Raw genomic sequence first — 15,218 nt, 5'->3', positions numbered from 1 at the left:
GCTACTGACCGTTCCGGCATCCGTCGACGTGGAGCGGCTCCAGCCGGGCGGGGATCGGCGGAGGCGGGAGGAACCGGTAAAATGAGCAGTCGTGTGCCGACCCAGTGCGACCCTCGCCGTCTGGTCCTCCGCGTGGCTGAACGGGGCCGCGGCGTCCGACGACGTCCTCGACGCCCTGCAGGACTGGGCCGAGGCCCACGACGTGGTCGCGGCCGATCCCGCCGCGGCCGACGCGTTCGATCTCCCGCTCGCCTTTCACCGGGCGGCCACTCCCGTGCAGCTGCTGCTCGCGTTGCGGGCGCAGGGAGCGGTCAGTGTTCAGCTCGTGCTGCCGGTTCCAGGCGATGTGCGGGGTCTTGGCGGCGGCGGGCCGTTCGCCGAGGCGGCGTTGCGGTGCGGCGAGGCGGTGGTGCTCGGCGGGCTCGGGTTCGGGCTGGTGCCGGAGCCGATCGCCGAGGGGTTGATGCGGTGGACGGTGTATTCGCTGCCCGCGCCGGTTGCGTTGGAGTATCAGCCGCTGCCGGATGCTGAGCACGGGTTGACGGACGCTATCCGGGCCAGTGCGGGGGCGTTGCAGGCGTTGGACGTGGCGAGCGACCGGCCTGGGGTGCGGGCCGAGTTGTCGGCGCATTTGCGGGCCCGGCCTCAGGTGGAATGGCCTGCAGGGACCCCTGGGCGGGCGTTGCGGGTTCTGCAGCGGGCGGAGGAGATTTCGGCGATTCTGGCGGTTGCGCAGGCGGATGATCCCGGTGGGGCGTTGTCGGCTTCGGCGGTGAACCGGCGGGCGGAGGCGTTGCGGCCGTTGGCGGAGGCGGTTCGGGGGGCTCGGACTGCGTCCGTCAATGAGGCGGTTCGGGTTTTTGCTGAGCAGGGGGATCGGCAGGTTTGAGGGGGCCTGGCGGCTCGTCGCCCTGGCGGGCGACATTGCCGTCCCCTGGTTGCGTGGGGCACCCCGAAGCTTGATTGTGCTGACGGTTCGGGGGTGCTTGTCAAGGCGGGAAAGATGCCTTGACAAGCACCCCCGAACCGCAGGGCGGCTTTGTATCGGGGTTGGGGAGGGGCTGGGTGCCCCCGGCGGTTGGGAGCATCGGCTGCGGTTTGTTGCGCGGTTTGGGTGGGTGGTTGCTGTGGGGAGCGCGGTGTGCGGGTAGCGCCCCAATGTGGCATTGGGTGCATGTGACGCACCCAATGTGGCGTTCGGTGCGTCTGACGCACCCAATGTGGCATTGGGGCGCTATCCGGGCGGCGCGTGTGGCGTGACGAAGGTCAGCGGGTGGGGCGGCGAGGGGGTTCGCAGCAGGCGACTGCGCAGGGGGCGCCGTTGACGGTGCAGCCTGCCGCGGGGAACGGGGAGAGTTTCCGGGCGGGGGCATCGTCCAGGTGTTCGCGGACCAGTTCCACCACCATTTCCGCGAACCTCGGGTCGGCGTCCGGCGTGGCGGCGCGGGCGAAGGCCATGCCGTGTTCGGCGGCTCGGTCTGCTGCCTCGTTGTCCAGGTCCCAGATTACTTCCAGGTGGTCGGCGACGAAGCCGATCGGGCTGACCACCACGGAGTCCACCCCCTGGGCGTGCAGGGCGTCGATGTGGTCGACGATGTCCGGTTCCAGCCACGGGATCTGCGGCGGACCGGAGCGCGACTGCCAGACGACGTCGTACTCGGCGATTCCTGCTTCGGCAGCAACGAGGCGCGCGGCTTCGGCGATCTGGTTCGAGTAGCGGCGGCCGCCCTCGGAAGGGGGGCCGGAGGCCAGGTCGGCGCTTTCCGGGATCGAGTGAGCGGTGAAAACCGTACGGGTGCCGGCGCGGTCGCCGAGTTTCGCGTGGGCTGCGCGGACTGCGTCGGCTACTGCGGCGACGAACAGCGGGTGGTCGAAGAATTGGCGCAGCTTCACCAATTCCGGCGCACCTTCGCCGACGGCGGCGCGGGCCCGTTCGATGTCCTCATCGTACTGGCGGCACGCGGAGTAGCCGCCGTACGCGCTCGTCGGGAACACCAGCGCTCGGCGGACGCCCGCGTCCTTCATCCCGGCCAAAGTGTCCTCGACCATCGGCGCCCAGTTGCGGTTGCCGAAGTGCACCGGAAGCTCGATGTTCTCCGCCGCGAACTGCTTCTCGACCGCCGCGATCGCGGCCCGGTTGAGCCGGTTGATCGGCGAGACCCCGCCGAAGTGCTGGTAGTGCTCAGCAACCTCGAGCAACCGCTCCCGCGGCACTCCCCGGCCCCGGGTGACGTTCTCCAGGAACGGCATCACCTCGTCGGGCCCCTCCGGACCGCCGAACGAAAGCCATAGCAACGCGTCGTAACCCACGGTGCTCCATCCTGCCCCTGTGGCGCTCCGCACGCCTCGGCGGCCCAGTTGTGTACTGACCTATCTAAAATGTGTTAGCGTGGTGGACATGCCGAGGCCACGAGAGTTCGACGAGACCGAAGCGCTCGAAGGTGCCATGAATGCCTTCTGGGCGCGAGGATACGAAGCGACCTCGACCGAGGAACTCTGCGCCGCCACCGGACTAGGTCGCAGCAGCATCTACAACACGTTCTCCAGCAAACACGAACTGTTCCGGCGCGTACTGGACCACTACTCCCACCGCGGCATCCGACTGCGGGAATCCTTAATGGACAGCGCCCCAGACGGACTGGGCGCCATCCGCCTGCTCCTCACTTCCACCATCGACGACGAACTGGAAAACGGCAGACGCGGTTGCCTGATGGTGAACACGATCGCCGAATTCGGCACCACAGACCCGGAATTCGCGGCGCAAGTAAACGCGGACACGGAAGCACACCTGTCAGCCTTGGTGCACTTCGCCCGCACCGGACAGGCAGACGGCAGCGTCACCCGCGACCGCGACGCCGCCGACATCGCGAACTTCATCCACGCCACCATCTCCGGACTCCGAACCATGTCCAGACGCGGCGCGGAACGCGAGGCACTGACCTCAGTAGCGGAAATCGCGGCAAGCGCAGTCGCCAGGCGTTAACCACCGAGCCGCCAGCACCCGAAGCCACCTTTAGCCCTCTCCCCACTCACGCGAATGCACCCAATGCGGCATTGGGTGCATCCCACGCAACGAACGCCACATTGGGTGCGCCACACGCACCCAATGCCACATTGGGGCGCAAGCCCCACCCCAAAAACACCGCCGCCGACGCACCCAACTCCGGGGGCACCCAGCCCCTCCCCCAACCCCGATACAAAGCCGCCCTGCGGTCGGTAGGTGCTTGTCAAGGCATCTTTCCCGCCTTGACAAGCACCTACCGACCGTCAGCACAATGAAAATTCGGGGTGCCCCACGCAACCAGGGGACGGCAATGTCGCCCGCCAGGGCGACGAGCCGAACCCCAAGCCCAAAACGAGGCCACCGCCGCCCTCACCCCCATTCTGTACTACCGATTCCAGAAAGAGAGCCCCCTCGTGCCCCTAGCCGTCTTCGTGCTCGGCCTCAGCATCTTCGCGCTGGGCACCTCCGAGTTCATGATCACCGGCCTCCTCCCCGGCATGGCCTCCGACCTGCACGTCACCATCCCCGACGCAGGCCTCCTGATCTCCGCCTTCGCCATCGGCATGGTCGTCGGCGCCCCGCTCCTGGCCATCACCACCCTCCGACTCCCCCGCCGAACCACCCTCCTAGGCCTCCTCATCGTCTTCGCCGCAGCACACCTGATCGCCGCCACCGCAGACGGTTACGCCATCCTCTTCGCCACCCGCATCATCAGCGCGATCGCCTGCGCCGGATTCTGGGCAGTAGCCGCCGCAACCACCGTCAACCTCGTCCCGGAAGCCCGCCGCGGCCAAGCCCTCGCAGTCCTGGTCGGCGGCCTCACCATCGCGAACGTCGTAGGCGTCCCAGCAGGAACCCTCCTCGGCCAGCACGCAGGCTGGCGAAGCGCCTTCTGGGCAGTAGCCGCACTGACCGTCGTAGCCGCCCTCGCCGTCCTGCTCTCAGTCCCGCGCACCACAAAGCAAACCGAAGCACCTCGAATCGCCGAAGAACTGCGCGTGTTCCGCCGCAGCCGACTGTGGCTCGCGCTAGGCGTGATCGCACTCCTGCAAGCAATGGTCTTCGCGACGTTCAGCTACCTCGCGCCCTTGCTGGTCTCCGTCGCCGGACTGCCCGAATCCGCCGTCCCAGTAGTGCTCTCGCTCTTCGGCGGCGGCGCGGTAATCGGCATTTTCGCGGGCGGCAAACTAGCCGACGCCTACCCGTTCGCAACGCTCTACGGCAGCCTCGGCATCGCCGTCGCCGCCCTCGTCGCTCTCGCCTTCGCCACCAACCCAGTCGTCGCAGTGGCCGCAGTACTCGTCCTCGGCGCAGCGGGATTCGCCGCGAACCCAGCGCTCAACGTGCGCGCCTACGCCGAGGCAGGCGGCACCTCCACACTCGTCGGCGCAAGCACGACGTCCGCCTTCAACGTAGGAAACACCGTCGGCCCCTGGCTCGGCGGCACGACGATCAGCGCCGGGCTCGGCTTCTCCAGCGTCGCCTGGGTGAGCGTCGCACTCGGAGCACTCGCGCTGGCCGCTCTCACGTACGCGCTGCGCCTGCACCATCGCGACAACACACCAGAACTGGCGACTGTCTAAAAGGGAATGGCCCCGCGGGAAACACTCCCGCGGGGCCATCGCCAAACCAGCTCAGATGCCGAGCGCGTGCACCCCGCCGTCGACCATGATCATCGAACCAGTGGTCGCGGGCAGCCAGTCCGACAGCACCGCGCACACCGTCTTGGCGGTCGGCTCCGGGTCCGCGGAGTCCCAGCCGAGCGGCGCGCGGCCGTCCCAGCCGCCTTCGAGTTCGCCGAAGCCGGGGATCGACTTGGCGGCCATGGTCTTCATCGGGCCGGCGCTGACGAGGTTGACCCGGATGCCCTGCGGGCCGAGTTCCTTGGCCAGGTACCGGTTCACCGACTCGAGCGCGGCCTTCGCGACGCCCATCCAGTTGTAGACCGGCCACGCGACGCGCGCGTCGAAGTCCATGCCGACGATCGAGGCTCCGCGGCCGAGCAGCGGCAGCGTGGCGACGGCGAGCGACTTGAACGAGAACGCCGAGACGTCCACCGCGACCTTCACGTCGTCGCTGGGCGCGTCCAGGAACGGCGCGCCGAGGCAGCTCTGCGGCGCGAAGCCGATCGAGTGCAGGACGCCGTCGAGGCCGTCGACGTGCTCGCGGACGCGGTCGGCCAGCGAGTCGAGGTGCTCCTGGTTCGTGACGTCCAGTTCCAGCACCGGGGCGGGCTCGGGCAGCCGCTTGGCGATGCGCTCCACCAGCGACAGCCGTCCGAAGCCGGTGAGCACGACCTTCGCGCCCTCCTGCTGGGCGATGCGGGCCGCGTGGAACGCGAGCGAGGCGTCGGTGATGACGCCGGTGATCAGCAGCCGCTTGCCTTCGAGCAATCCGGGCAACACGTCCTCCAGGTCGTGGGTGGTCTTCTCGGGAAAAGAGTCAGTGGCCGAGGCCGAGGCCGCCGTCGACGGGCAGCACCGCGCCGTTGACGTAGCCCGCCTCGTCCGAGGACAGGTACCGGACCGCGGCGGCGATCTCGGCCGGTTCGGCGTAGCGGCCGGACGGGACGTTGGCGAGGATCTCCTTGCGCCGCTCCTCGCTGAGCGCGTCGGTCATGTCGGTGTGCACGAAACCGGGAGCCACCACGTTCGCGGTGATGTTGCGCGAGCCCAGCTCCCGCGCGAGCGAACGCGCGAAGCCGACCAGGCCCGCCTTCGAGGCGGCGTAGTTCGCCTGCCCGGCCGAGCCGGAAAGGCCCACCACGGACGAGATGAACACGAACCGGCCCCAGCGGGCGCGCAGCATGCCGCGCGAGGCCCGCTTGGCGACGCGGAACGCTCCGGTGAGGTTCGCGTTCAGCACGCGCTCGAACTGCTCCTCCGACATCCGCATGAGCAGCGTGTCGTCGGTGAGCCCGGCGTTGGACACCAGGACCTCGACCGGACCCTGGTGCTCCTCCACGAGCTTGAACGCCGTGTCCACCTGCTCGGCGTCGGTGACGTCGGCCTGCACGCCGAACAGCCCCTCCGGCGCGCCGGACCCGCGGTGCGTCACCGCGACCCGGTGGCCCTGCTCCGCGAGGTCGCGGGCGATCGCCAGCCCGATCCCACGGTTGCCGCCGGTGACCAAGACCGACCGTCCCACTGCGTTCTCCTCGTCGTCTTCGCGGTTGCGCCCGCCTGAGGCTATCGGCTGGGCTGACCGGCGGCGCATCCGGCACTCCCGTCCTAAGCGACGGTAAGGAACCGCGTCTCGACCTTGATGGTTACTGCCCGGTTGGTCACCGTGAGTCGCGACACAGGAGGTCAAGGATGACTACCCGGATCCAGGACGCCGGCTCGGCGCGGGACGAGCGGCGCGTGGTCGGCAACGTGCTGCGCGGCTCGATCGGCAATCTCGTCGAGTGGTACGACTGGTACGCCTATTCCGCGTTCACCGTCTATTTCGCGAAGGCGTTCTTCCCCGGCGGCGACGCCACCGCGCAGTTCCTCAACACCGCGGCGGTCTTCGCCGTCGGATTCCTCATGCGCCCGCTCGGCGGCTGGCTGCTCGGCCGGTTCGCCGACCGCTACGGACGCCGTTCCGCGCTCGTGCTCTCGGTTTCGATGATGGCGGCCGGTTCGCTGCTCATCGCGGTGACGCCGGGCTACTCGACGATCGGCATCGCGGCGCCGATCCTGCTGGTGTTTTCCCGGCTGCTGCAAGGGCTTTCGGTCGGCGGCGAATACTCCACCTCGGCGACGTACCTGTCCGAAGTGGCCACTCCCGGCAAGCGCGGCTTCTACTCCAGCTTCCAGTACGTGACGCTCGTCGGCGGGCAGCTGCTGGCGCTGGGGCTGCAGCTGATCCTGCAGAGCGTGCTCACCGACAAGCAGATGGGCGATTGGGGCTGGCGGATCGCGTTCGTTGTCGGCGCGCTCGCGGCGGTGATCGTGATGGCGCTGCGGCGGTCGATGGACGAGTCGGAGAGCTACCAGCGGGTGACCGAGGGCGCGGAAACCGGCAAGGGCGAGCGCGGGACGCTGCGCCAGCTCGTGAAGTACCCGCGCGAGATCCTGCTGGTCGTCGGCCTGACGCTCGGCGGCACGGTCGCGTTCTACACCTACGCGACCTACACGCAGAAGTTCCTGGAGAACACCGCGCACATCCCGCGGCGCACGGTCACCGTGATCATGTTCCTCGCGCTGCTGGTCTTCGCGATCCTGCAGCCGCTGGCCGGACGGCTGTCGGACCGGATCGGCCGCCGGAAGCTGCTGATGTTCTTCGGGATCGCGGGCACCCTGCTGACCGTGCCGATCATGACGCTGATGGCGCGCACCAGCCAGCCGTTCCTCGCATTCCTGCTGCTGCTCGGCGCGCTGGTGATCGTGACCGGCTACACCTCGATCAACGCGATCGTGAAGGCCGAGCTGTTCCCGACCCGGATCCGCGCGATCGGCGTCGGCCTGCCCTACGCGCTCACCGTCGCGATCTTCGGCGGGACCGCAGAGCTGATCGCCCAGGCGCTGAAGAAGGCGGGGCACGAATCGCTCTTCTTCTGGTACGTCGCGGGCTGCGTCCTCGTGTCGCTCGTCGTGTACGCGACAATGCGGGAAACTTCGCGTTCGTCCGCTCTCGAACGCGGCGAGGACTGATCAGGAGGACGGCCGTGCGCGTGCTGCTCGTCGAGGACGACACCGGGGTCGCCCGGGCACTCGCCGAAACGCTGCAAGCGCACGGCCACTCCGTCTCGTCGGTCGGCCGCGGCTCGGACGCCCTCACCCGGCACCGGGACGCGGACCTGCTGCTGCTCGACCTCGGCCTGCCGGATCTCGACGGGCTCGACGTCCTGCGCAAGATCCGGCAGGTGTCGCCGGTGCCGGTGATCGTGCTGACCGCGCGCGACGACGAGCGCTCGGTGGTCCGGGCGCTGCGCTTCGGCGCGGACGACTACCTGGCGAAACCGGTGCGGATGGCCGAACTGCTGGCCCGGATGGACGCCGTGGCGCGGCGCGCGGGCAGCTCCTCCCCCGCCCCGAAAGACCCGGTGGTGCGGATCGAGGACGTCGAGATCGACCTGGCCGCCCGCCGCGTCGTGGCCGGCGGCCGGGACATCGGGCTGACCACCAAGGAATTCGCCGTGCTGGCGGTGCTCGCCGCGCGGCCCGGCACCGCGGTGAGCCGCCAGCAGCTGATGGACGAGGTGTGGGGCGACGCGTACCTCGCGGTTTCGCGCTCGCTCGACGTCCACATGACCCAGCTGCGCGCGAAGCTCGACCGGCCCGGCCTGCTCACCACGATCCGCGGCTTCGGCTACCGGCTCGGCCGGGGCTGACCCGGTGCGCACTCGCCTGCTGGCCGTCCTGGTCACGCTCGCGCTCGCCGTCGTGGCGGCATTCGCCGTCCCTCTCCTGTCCGCGACCGCCGACCAGCGGACCCAGCAATTGGTGATTTCTCGCAGCAGCGACGTCGACCGCTTCGTGGTGCTCGCGCAACAGGCGGTCGATTCCGGCGACGCGACCGCGTTGAACGCCGACGCGCGGCAGTATTCGTCGTTATACAGCGAAGGCGTGCTGATCGTCGACGCGCAGCGGCGGCCGCTCGTCGAAACCGGCGGGCTGACCAGCAGCGATCCGGCCGCGCGGGCCCTCATCGAGGCGACGCTGCGGAACCAGCCGGACTCGCCGGTCGAGCGGATCCGGCCGTGGTCGGACGCTCCGGTGCTGTTCGCGCGCCCGGTCGGCACCGGGACGCGCGTCTCCGGCGTGGTCCTGCTGCGCGCGTCGGTGACCGCCGCGGCGGCCGACGTCGGCGCGGCGTGGAGCGCGATCGCGACCGGGGCGATGGTGGTCGCGGCGCTGTTCGTGCTGCTCGCGGTCCTGCTGTCGCGGTGGATGGTGCGGCCGCTGGTGGAGCTGGAAACCGGCGTGCTGGCCGTGGCGGGCGGACGCCGGGCGCAGGTGCCGGAACGGTCCGGGCCGCGCGAGCTGCGGTCGCTCGCCGCGTCGGTGAACCGGATGTCCGACGCCGTGGTCGAATCGGCGAACCAGCAGCAGCGGCTCGTCGCGGACACCTCGCACCAGCTGCGGAACCCGATGGCCGCGCTGCGGCTCCGGCTCGAACTGCTCGGCACCGAGGTCGAAAACCGCCCGGCGTACGAGGCGACGGTGGCGGAAGTCGAACGGCTGGAACGCATTCTCGACGGCCTGCTCGCGCTGGCCACCGCGGAAAGCACCGCGACCCGGCTGGCCGCGCGCGCTGATGACGAGCCCGCCGACCTGGCCGCGGTCGTAGCGGAACGGGTCGACGCTTGGCGGTTGTCCGCCGACGAAGCCGGCGCGACCCTCGTGCCGTGCGAGGGGCATACTGAGCCGCTGCTGGTGCACACGCCGGAGAGCGAACTGGCGCAGATTCTCGATGTCCTGCTGGACAACGCCGTCCACCACGCCGGTCAGGGAGCGACCATCACCGCCGCTTGGGAGTCCACTCCGGACAGTGTCACGCTGATCGTCACCGACGACGGTCCCGGTCTCCCGCCGGAGGACCTCGCCCGGGCCACCGAACGATTCTGGCGCGCGGGCGGCGACGGCGCACCGCGCGGGACCGGCCTCGGCTTGGCCATCGCCCGCGAGCAAACCCGTGCCCGGGGCGGGGTTCTGGAGCTGCGCGCGGTCGAACCGCACGGCTTGCAAGTCCGGATCACGCTGCCCGCGGCGGTGACCCCATGACAGTCACCCGCCGCGCCGCCCTCCTCGGCGGCCTCGCCCTGACGCTCGCCGCCTGCGACGACACTTACCGCGGCCCGGAGCGGAAGATCACCATCGCGTCCGGCGAACCCGGCGGGTTCTATCTGGCCTTCGCGGAAGTTCTGGCCGCCGAGGTGTCGCGCGCTGAACCGCGCTTGCACTGCAGCGCGCTCCCCACCGAGGCGAGCGTCGAGAACGTGCAACGCGTCCAAGACGGAACGGCCGACTTCGGCCTGGCCCTCGCGGACGTCGCGCAATCCGCCATTACCGGCGGCACACCGTTCGGGAAACCCGTTCCGCTGCAAGCACTCGGCCGCGTCTACGAGAACTATCTGCAGCTGGTCGTCCGCGCCGAGGACCGCCTCACCGACCTGCGTTCCCTGGCCGGCCGCCCGATCTCAGTCGGCGCGAGCCGGTCCGGTGCCGCGCAGCTGGGCGAACGGGTCTTCGCCGCGAGCAACATCCCGGTCCAAGCCCAGCACCTGCCGCTGAACGACGCGGTCGCCGCCCTGCACGACCGCCGGATCGACGCGTTCCTCTGGTCCGGCGGCATCCCGACCCCCGCACTCGCCGACCTCAACCGCACGACGCCGCTCTCGCTCATCCCGCTCGCGTCGGTGCTCCCGCAGCTGCGCAAGGCGTACGGGCCGCTGTACGAGCAGGTGCAGGTGCCTGCCGGGGCCTACCGCGGGGTGGGCGCGCTCGGGACGATCGGGGTGGCGAACCTCTTGGTCTGCTCGCCTAAGCTGCCGTTCGACGTCGCTGCCGCTGTGGTGCGGGTACTCGTTGAACGAGCCGCCGAACTCGTGCCCGCGCAAGCTGTCGGGACGCAGTTCCTCGACGTGCGCACCCTGATCGGCACCCACCCCGTCCCGCTGCACCCGGGGGCGGCCGACACCTACCGCGCCCTGCACGGCTGATCGCTAGATTGGTCGGGTGACCGAACGCCGACCTCTCGTCGAAATGCCCCTCCGCGTGCGCTATCACGAATGCGACGGCCAGGGGATCGTCTTCAACGCGCATTACCTGGCCTACGCGGACATGGCGGCGTTCGAGGTGGAGAGAGCACTGTTCGGTTCGCACGACGGGCTGCTCGCCACCGGGGTCGACCTGGTGGTCGCCGAGTCGCATCTGCGGTATATCGCGCCCTGCCGTTACGACGACGAACTGGTGGTCGCCGTGTACCTCGTGCACCAGGGCACCACGTCGATGCAGTTCGAGCAGGAAATCCGCCGCGACGGCACGGTGACGACCGAGATCCGACTGCGGTACGTGTTCGTGGACACCGCCAATTACCGCAAGGCGGAGCCGCCGCCGGAGGTGCGCGCGGCCTACGCCAAGTACCTTCCCGAGGCGGCGTGATGTTCCGAGTTCTCTTCTACCGCCCCGAAATCCCGCCCAACACCGGCAACGCGATCCGGCTGGCCGCGAACACCGGATGCGAGCTGCACCTGGTCGAGCCGCTGGGATTCACCTTGGAGGACAAGCAGCTCCGCCGGGCCGGGCTGGATTACCACGACCTCGCGCGGGTCCACGTGCACGCTGATCTGGCCGCGGCGTGGCAAGTCCTCCTGCCCGCGAAGGTGTATGCGTTCAGCGCGACCGCGACCCGGCTGTACACCGATGTTTCTTACGCACCCGGCGATGTGCTGATGTTCGGGCCGGAATCCGCCGGGCTGCCGGACGAGGTTCAGCGGGCCGCGGAGGTCACCGACCGGCTGCGGTTGCCGATGCTGCCGAACAACCGGTCGCTGAACCTCGCGAACACGGCCGCCATCGCCGTCTACGAGGGCTGGCGGCAGAACGGCTTCACGACGCCGTAGCTGATCCGGCGGCAGGTGCGAAGGCCGTGATCGCGTCGGCGAGTTCCGCCGGAGCTTCCAGCGGGATCAGGTGGCCGGTTTTCGGAAGCACCGCGAGGTTCGCTCCGGAAAGGTAGGGCACCAGGTTGTCGACGAGGATGTCGACCGGCTCGACCTGGTCGTTCTCTCCGGCGACCACGAGGGCGGGGACGCTGATCCTGCGGGTGTGTTCGCTGATGTCCTCCGCGATGCCGCGCAGCGGCCACTCCGTGCGCGCGGCGTCGGCACTGGCCCGCGAGTCGGTCGCGATCTGCGCCTTGACCGGCTCGGACAGCTCGGTCGCGGTCAGGATGTGCTCCCGTGCGCTGGCGACGGACTCGGCGGAGTCGTAGGCATGGGAAAGGCCTTCCCGGTACGTGGGAGTGACCTCGGCGGCGGGCTTCGCCGGGGCGGGGCCGACGAGAACGATTCCGCGGAGTCCGTCGGGCCGGGCCGCCGCGACGAGTTGCGCGACCTTGCCGCCCATGGAATGTCCGACGAGGACGTAGTCGGTGACGCCCGCATCGGCGATCACGGCGAGCGTGTCGTCCGCGAGCTGGCGAAGAGTGTAAGGGCCCGCCAGGTGCTTCGAGCGGCTCCAGCCGCGGAAGTCGACAGTGAGCATGTCGCGTCCCGCGAGACGGTCTACGACGAGGTCCCAGGTGCGGGCGGAGCCGCCCCAGTAGTGCAGGAACACCAGGGTCGGCCCGGTCCCCGGCCGATGGTCGTAAGCGGGCAGTAGCTGCTGTTGCGTCGTGGTCATAGTGGCCCTTTCGATCAGTGGTGTGCGGCAGGGTTTTCCGATGCCTCCATGGAATCCCTTCCGCGACGCCGGGGCATCGGCAGGACTGGTCGGCTCATGGTGAAAACTGGACAGGTGACCGGGATCCGGCAGATGACCTACCAGCCCGCCGGGCGGCGCGCCGCCAGTGTCGAGACGATGACGTTCGACCGCCTTCGCGAGCTGAACGACGGCGGGACCCAGCGTGCCGACTTCCACGTCCTCGCCGTAGTCGATGCCGGACACGGTTCCGTCACCGTGGACTTCCTCCAGCACCCGCTCCAGGAGCGATCCGCGGTGTGGGTCGCGCCTGGAGCAGTGCACCGGTGGGACGACATCGCCGACGTGACGGGACAGGTCGTGCTGTTCGTGCCGACCGCGCCGGTCACCCGCGCCACCCGGGAACTCGCCGCGTCCCCGGACCTGGCCGCGCGCTGGGCCATTCCCGCCGCGGACTGGCCGTTCGTCGCCGCCGCGCGCGACCATCTCGTCCTCGAAACATCCGCGCCGCCCGGTGACATCCCGGCAGAGCTGCCCGAGATCCTGCTCTCCGCGCTCCTCGCCCGGCTCCGACCCCGCCCTGCCGAAGCCCGGCCGGTCAATCCGGTGTTCCGGCGGTTCCAGTCCAGCGTCGAAGCGCATTTCCGGGAACATCACGACGCCGGCTACTACGCCTGGACGCTCGGTTACTCGCCCCGCACCCTCACCAGGGCCGTGCAGCAGGCCACCGGACGCACCGCGAAGGCATACGTCGTCGACCGGATCGTCCTGGAAGCCAAACGGCTCCTCGCGCACGACCGGCTCACCGCGGCCGCCTGCGCCCGCACGCTCGGCTTTCCCGACGCGTCCAACTTCTCGGTGTTCTTCCGCAAGGCAACCGGGGTGCGGCCGGGCGCGTGGCAGGCCGCCGAGCCTGTTACGGCAATCTCTGGCCGAACACCAGCGCGGTAGCCGCCCCGGCCATGAGGATGATCGTCCCCAGCACCACCCACGGCTTGCTCGCGTCCGCGTTCTTCAGCTCGTACCCGATCTGCTCCCCCAAGTCGGCGTACACGCGTTTCAGCTCGTCCGCGCTCGCTGCCTTGTAGAACTCTCCTCCGGACAGCCGGGCGATCTCGCGCAGCGACTCGTCGTCCACGCGGACGTCCTGCTGTTTGCCCTCGATGTCGACCGACCCGTGCTCGGTGCCGAACGAAATCGACGAGATCGGCATCTGCGCCTGCTTCGCCGCCTGCGCCGCCGTGTACGCGCCGCGGGGGGCGTACAGGTCTTCCGGCACCGTCTGCTTGCCGTCGCTCATCAGCACGATCCGCGCGGGCGGCGGCCCGTCCGCGCCGCCGACCACCGCCGAGAAGCTCTGGATCGACTGCATCGCCGCGTAAATGCCTTCGCCGGTGGCGGTGGACTGCGCGAGCTTGAGGTTGTCGATCGCCTTCGTCACGCCCGCCCGGTCCGTGGTGGGGTTGACCAGCACGGTCGCGGTTCCGGCGAAGGAGATCAGGCCCAGGTTGACGCCCGGCGTCATGTTCTGCGCGAACTGTTTCGCCGCGTCCTGAGCCGCCTTCAGCCGCGTCGGGGCGACGTCGGTGGCTTCCATCGACAGCGACACGTCGATCACCAGCATGACCGTCGCCCGGTTGCGCGGGACCTTCTGCTCGGCCGTCGGACCGGCCAGCGAAACCGTCAGGAACAGCAGCGACAGCACGATCAGCACCGCGGGCACGTGCCGGATCCAGCCCTGCGCCTTGGGCGCGACCTTCTCCAGCAGTTCGAGGTTCGCGAACCGCATCACCCGGCGGCGGCGCTGCCGCTGCGACAGCACGTACGCGGCCGCCACCGCGGCGACCGCGATCAGCAGCAGGAACCACCACGGGGAACTGAATCCGGCGAGGCTCATGCCGTCGCCTCCTTACCGGTCGTCCGGGCGGCGGTCGCGGGCGTGCTCACGCGACCCCTCCCGACCAGCGGCGCTTGCGGGCGACCACGAACCGCACCATGTCCGCGATCCAGTCGGAATCGGTGCGCAGCACCAGATGCGCCGCCCCGGCCCGGCGCAGCGCGGCCGCGACCGCCTGCCGGTGCGCGTTCGCCGCCGCGCCGAATTCCTTGCGCAGCAACGCCGAAGCGTGCACCTCGCGCTGCCGTCCGGTCTCCGGGTCGGCCAGCACGACGGTGCCGACGTCCGGCAGGTCCACGTCGCGCGGGTCGATGATCTCGATCGCGATCAGCTCGTGCCGCCCGGCGAGCGCGCGCAGCGGGCGCTCCCAGTCCATCGGGCCGAGGAAGTCGGACAGCACCACCGCGAGACCGCGCCGCCGCGGCGGACGGCGCAGCTTTTCCAGCGCACCGGCCAAATCGCCGCGGACGCCCTCGGGGGCACGGGGCGTCTCGGCGAGCCGCCGCACCAGGCCGCGGGCGTGCGGAAGCCCACCGCGCGCGGGGAGCCGGGTGATGCCCTCGCCGTTGGACACGAGCGCGCCGATGCGGTTCCCGCCGCCGCCGGTCAGGTGCGCGACCGCCGCGGTCGCGCAGACGACCAGGTCGCGTTTCTCGCACAGCGCGGTGCCGAAGTCGAGGCTCGCCGACATGTCCGCGACGACCCACGTCTCCAGCTCGCGGTCGGCGACCGTCTCGCGGATGTGCGGCGTCGTCGTGCGCGCGGTGACCGCCCAGTCCATCCGGCGCACGTCGTCGCCGGGCTGGTACGGCCGGGCTTCGCCGGGCTCGGACCCCGGGCCCGGGACGAGCCCGAGGTGGTTGCCCTGGAGCAGTCCGTCGAGGCGGCGGCGCACCTCGAGTTCGAGGGTGCGCAGCCCCGCTTCCATCCGCTCGCCGCGCAGGATCGGCGGGGCCCAGCCGGGCCG

The 15,218-nt window shown here is 70.1% G+C and carries 16 protein-coding genes; 10 read left to right on the top strand and 6 right to left on the bottom strand.

What is annotated here, in order from left to right:
* Positions 1–91 precede the first annotated feature (91 nt).
* Positions 92–889, top strand: coding sequence for a hypothetical protein (locus CU254_RS18085; RefSeq protein ID WP_037714053.1), 798 nt, complete (start codon positions 92–94; stop codon positions 887–889).
* 377 nt (positions 890–1,266) lie between these two features.
* Here CU254_RS18085 and CU254_RS18080 read toward each other — a convergent pair whose 3' ends face one another.
* Positions 1,267–2,310, bottom strand: coding sequence for a ferrochelatase (locus tag CU254_RS18080; protein ID WP_009078114.1), 1,044 nt, complete (start codon positions 2,308–2,310; stop codon positions 1,267–1,269).
* 88 nt (positions 2,311–2,398) lie between these two features.
* Here CU254_RS18080 and CU254_RS18075 point away from each other — a divergent pair, with 88 nt between their 5' ends.
* Positions 2,399–2,983: a TetR/AcrR family transcriptional regulator gene (locus tag CU254_RS18075; protein ID WP_009078112.1), complete on the top strand. Its 585-nt coding sequence runs from the start codon at positions 2,399–2,401 to the stop codon at positions 2,981–2,983.
* A 434-nt stretch (positions 2,984–3,417) separates the two neighbouring features.
* Complete coding sequence (locus CU254_RS18070; RefSeq protein WP_037714050.1) at positions 3,418–4,587, top strand: Cmx/CmrA family chloramphenicol efflux MFS transporter; 1,170 nt, start codon at positions 3,418–3,420, stop codon at positions 4,585–4,587.
* 51 nt (positions 4,588–4,638) lie between these two features.
* Here the strand turns inward: CU254_RS18070 and fabI are convergent, their stop codons facing one another.
* Together fabI and fabG are read right to left on the bottom strand one after the other, a co-directional pair.
* Positions 4,639–5,406 (bottom strand): enoyl-ACP reductase FabI, encoded by a 768-nt coding sequence (gene fabI / locus CU254_RS18065; protein ID WP_009078109.1) that lies wholly within the window; start codon positions 5,404–5,406, stop codon positions 4,639–4,641.
* 40 nt (positions 5,407–5,446) lie between these two features.
* Positions 5,447–6,151 carry a beta-ketoacyl-ACP reductase gene (gene fabG, locus CU254_RS18060; protein ID WP_009078108.1) on the bottom strand — a complete coding sequence of 235 codons (705 nt, stop codon included), beginning with the start codon at positions 6,149–6,151 and terminating at the stop codon, positions 5,447–5,449.
* A gap of 167 nt (positions 6,152–6,318) precedes the next feature.
* Here fabG and CU254_RS18055 point away from each other — a divergent pair, with 167 nt between their 5' ends.
* Genes CU254_RS18055 through CU254_RS18030 form a run of 6 tightly spaced genes read left to right on the top strand, consistent with a single transcriptional unit; the run spans position 6,319 to position 11,555 of the window.
* The gene (locus CU254_RS18055; RefSeq protein ID WP_009078107.1) at positions 6,319–7,641 is read left to right on the top strand and encodes an MFS transporter; all 1,323 of its coding nucleotides are present in this window, start codon (positions 6,319–6,321) and stop codon (positions 7,639–7,641) included.
* Positions 7,642–7,655: 14 nt separating this feature from the next.
* A complete protein-coding gene (locus CU254_RS18050; RefSeq protein WP_037714048.1) occupies positions 7,656–8,321 on the top strand; it encodes a response regulator transcription factor in 666 nt (221 codons plus the stop codon).
* Between the two features lie 4 nt (positions 8,322–8,325).
* Complete coding sequence (locus CU254_RS18045) at positions 8,326–9,714, top strand: HAMP domain-containing sensor histidine kinase (protein ID WP_009078105.1); 1,389 nt, start codon at positions 8,326–8,328, stop codon at positions 9,712–9,714.
* Positions 9,711–10,652, top strand: a complete 942-nt coding sequence (locus tag CU254_RS18040) for a TAXI family TRAP transporter solute-binding subunit (RefSeq protein ID WP_009078104.1) — start codon at positions 9,711–9,713, stop codon at positions 10,650–10,652. Before CU254_RS18045 ends, CU254_RS18040 begins: the two co-directional genes overlap by 4 nt.
* Before the next feature lie 16 nt (positions 10,653–10,668).
* Complete coding sequence (locus tag CU254_RS18035) at positions 10,669–11,094, top strand: thioesterase family protein (RefSeq protein WP_009078102.1); 426 nt, start codon at positions 10,669–10,671, stop codon at positions 11,092–11,094.
* Positions 11,094–11,555: a tRNA (cytidine(34)-2'-O)-methyltransferase gene (locus CU254_RS18030; RefSeq protein WP_009078101.1), complete on the top strand. Its 462-nt coding sequence runs from the start codon at positions 11,094–11,096 to the stop codon at positions 11,553–11,555. The genes CU254_RS18035 and CU254_RS18030 overlap by 1 nt, the downstream gene beginning before the upstream one ends.
* On the opposite strand, the gene CU254_RS18025 is transcribed toward CU254_RS18030, so the two are convergent.
* On the bottom strand, positions 11,542–12,336 hold the full coding sequence (locus tag CU254_RS18025; protein ID WP_009078099.1) for an alpha/beta fold hydrolase: 795 nt from the start codon (positions 12,334–12,336) through the stop codon (positions 11,542–11,544). The two genes, CU254_RS18030 and CU254_RS18025, sit on opposite strands and share 14 nt — an antisense overlap.
* Positions 12,337–12,450: 114 nt before the next feature.
* Between CU254_RS18025 and CU254_RS18020 the strand changes: the two genes are divergently transcribed.
* A complete protein-coding gene (locus CU254_RS18020) occupies positions 12,451–13,305 on the top strand; it encodes an AraC family transcriptional regulator (protein WP_037717438.1) in 855 nt (284 codons plus the stop codon).
* Here the strand turns inward: CU254_RS18020 and CU254_RS18015 are convergent.
* Together CU254_RS18015 and CU254_RS18010 are read right to left on the bottom strand one after the other, a co-directional pair.
* Positions 13,271–14,251, bottom strand: coding sequence for a VWA domain-containing protein (locus CU254_RS18015; RefSeq protein ID WP_009078098.1), 981 nt, complete (start codon positions 14,249–14,251; stop codon positions 13,271–13,273). The genes CU254_RS18020 and CU254_RS18015 overlap by 35 nt on opposite strands.
* Before the next feature lie 46 nt (positions 14,252–14,297).
* Complete coding sequence (locus tag CU254_RS18010; RefSeq protein WP_234392877.1) at positions 14,298–15,179, bottom strand: DUF58 domain-containing protein; 882 nt, start codon at positions 15,177–15,179, stop codon at positions 14,298–14,300.
* Positions 15,180–15,218 lie beyond the last annotated feature (39 nt).

This window comes from Amycolatopsis sp. AA4, assembly GCF_002796545.1.
Lineage (GTDB): Bacteria > Actinomycetota > Actinomycetes > Mycobacteriales > Pseudonocardiaceae > Amycolatopsis.
This window is presented reverse-complemented; position numbering and strand designations above follow the sequence as displayed.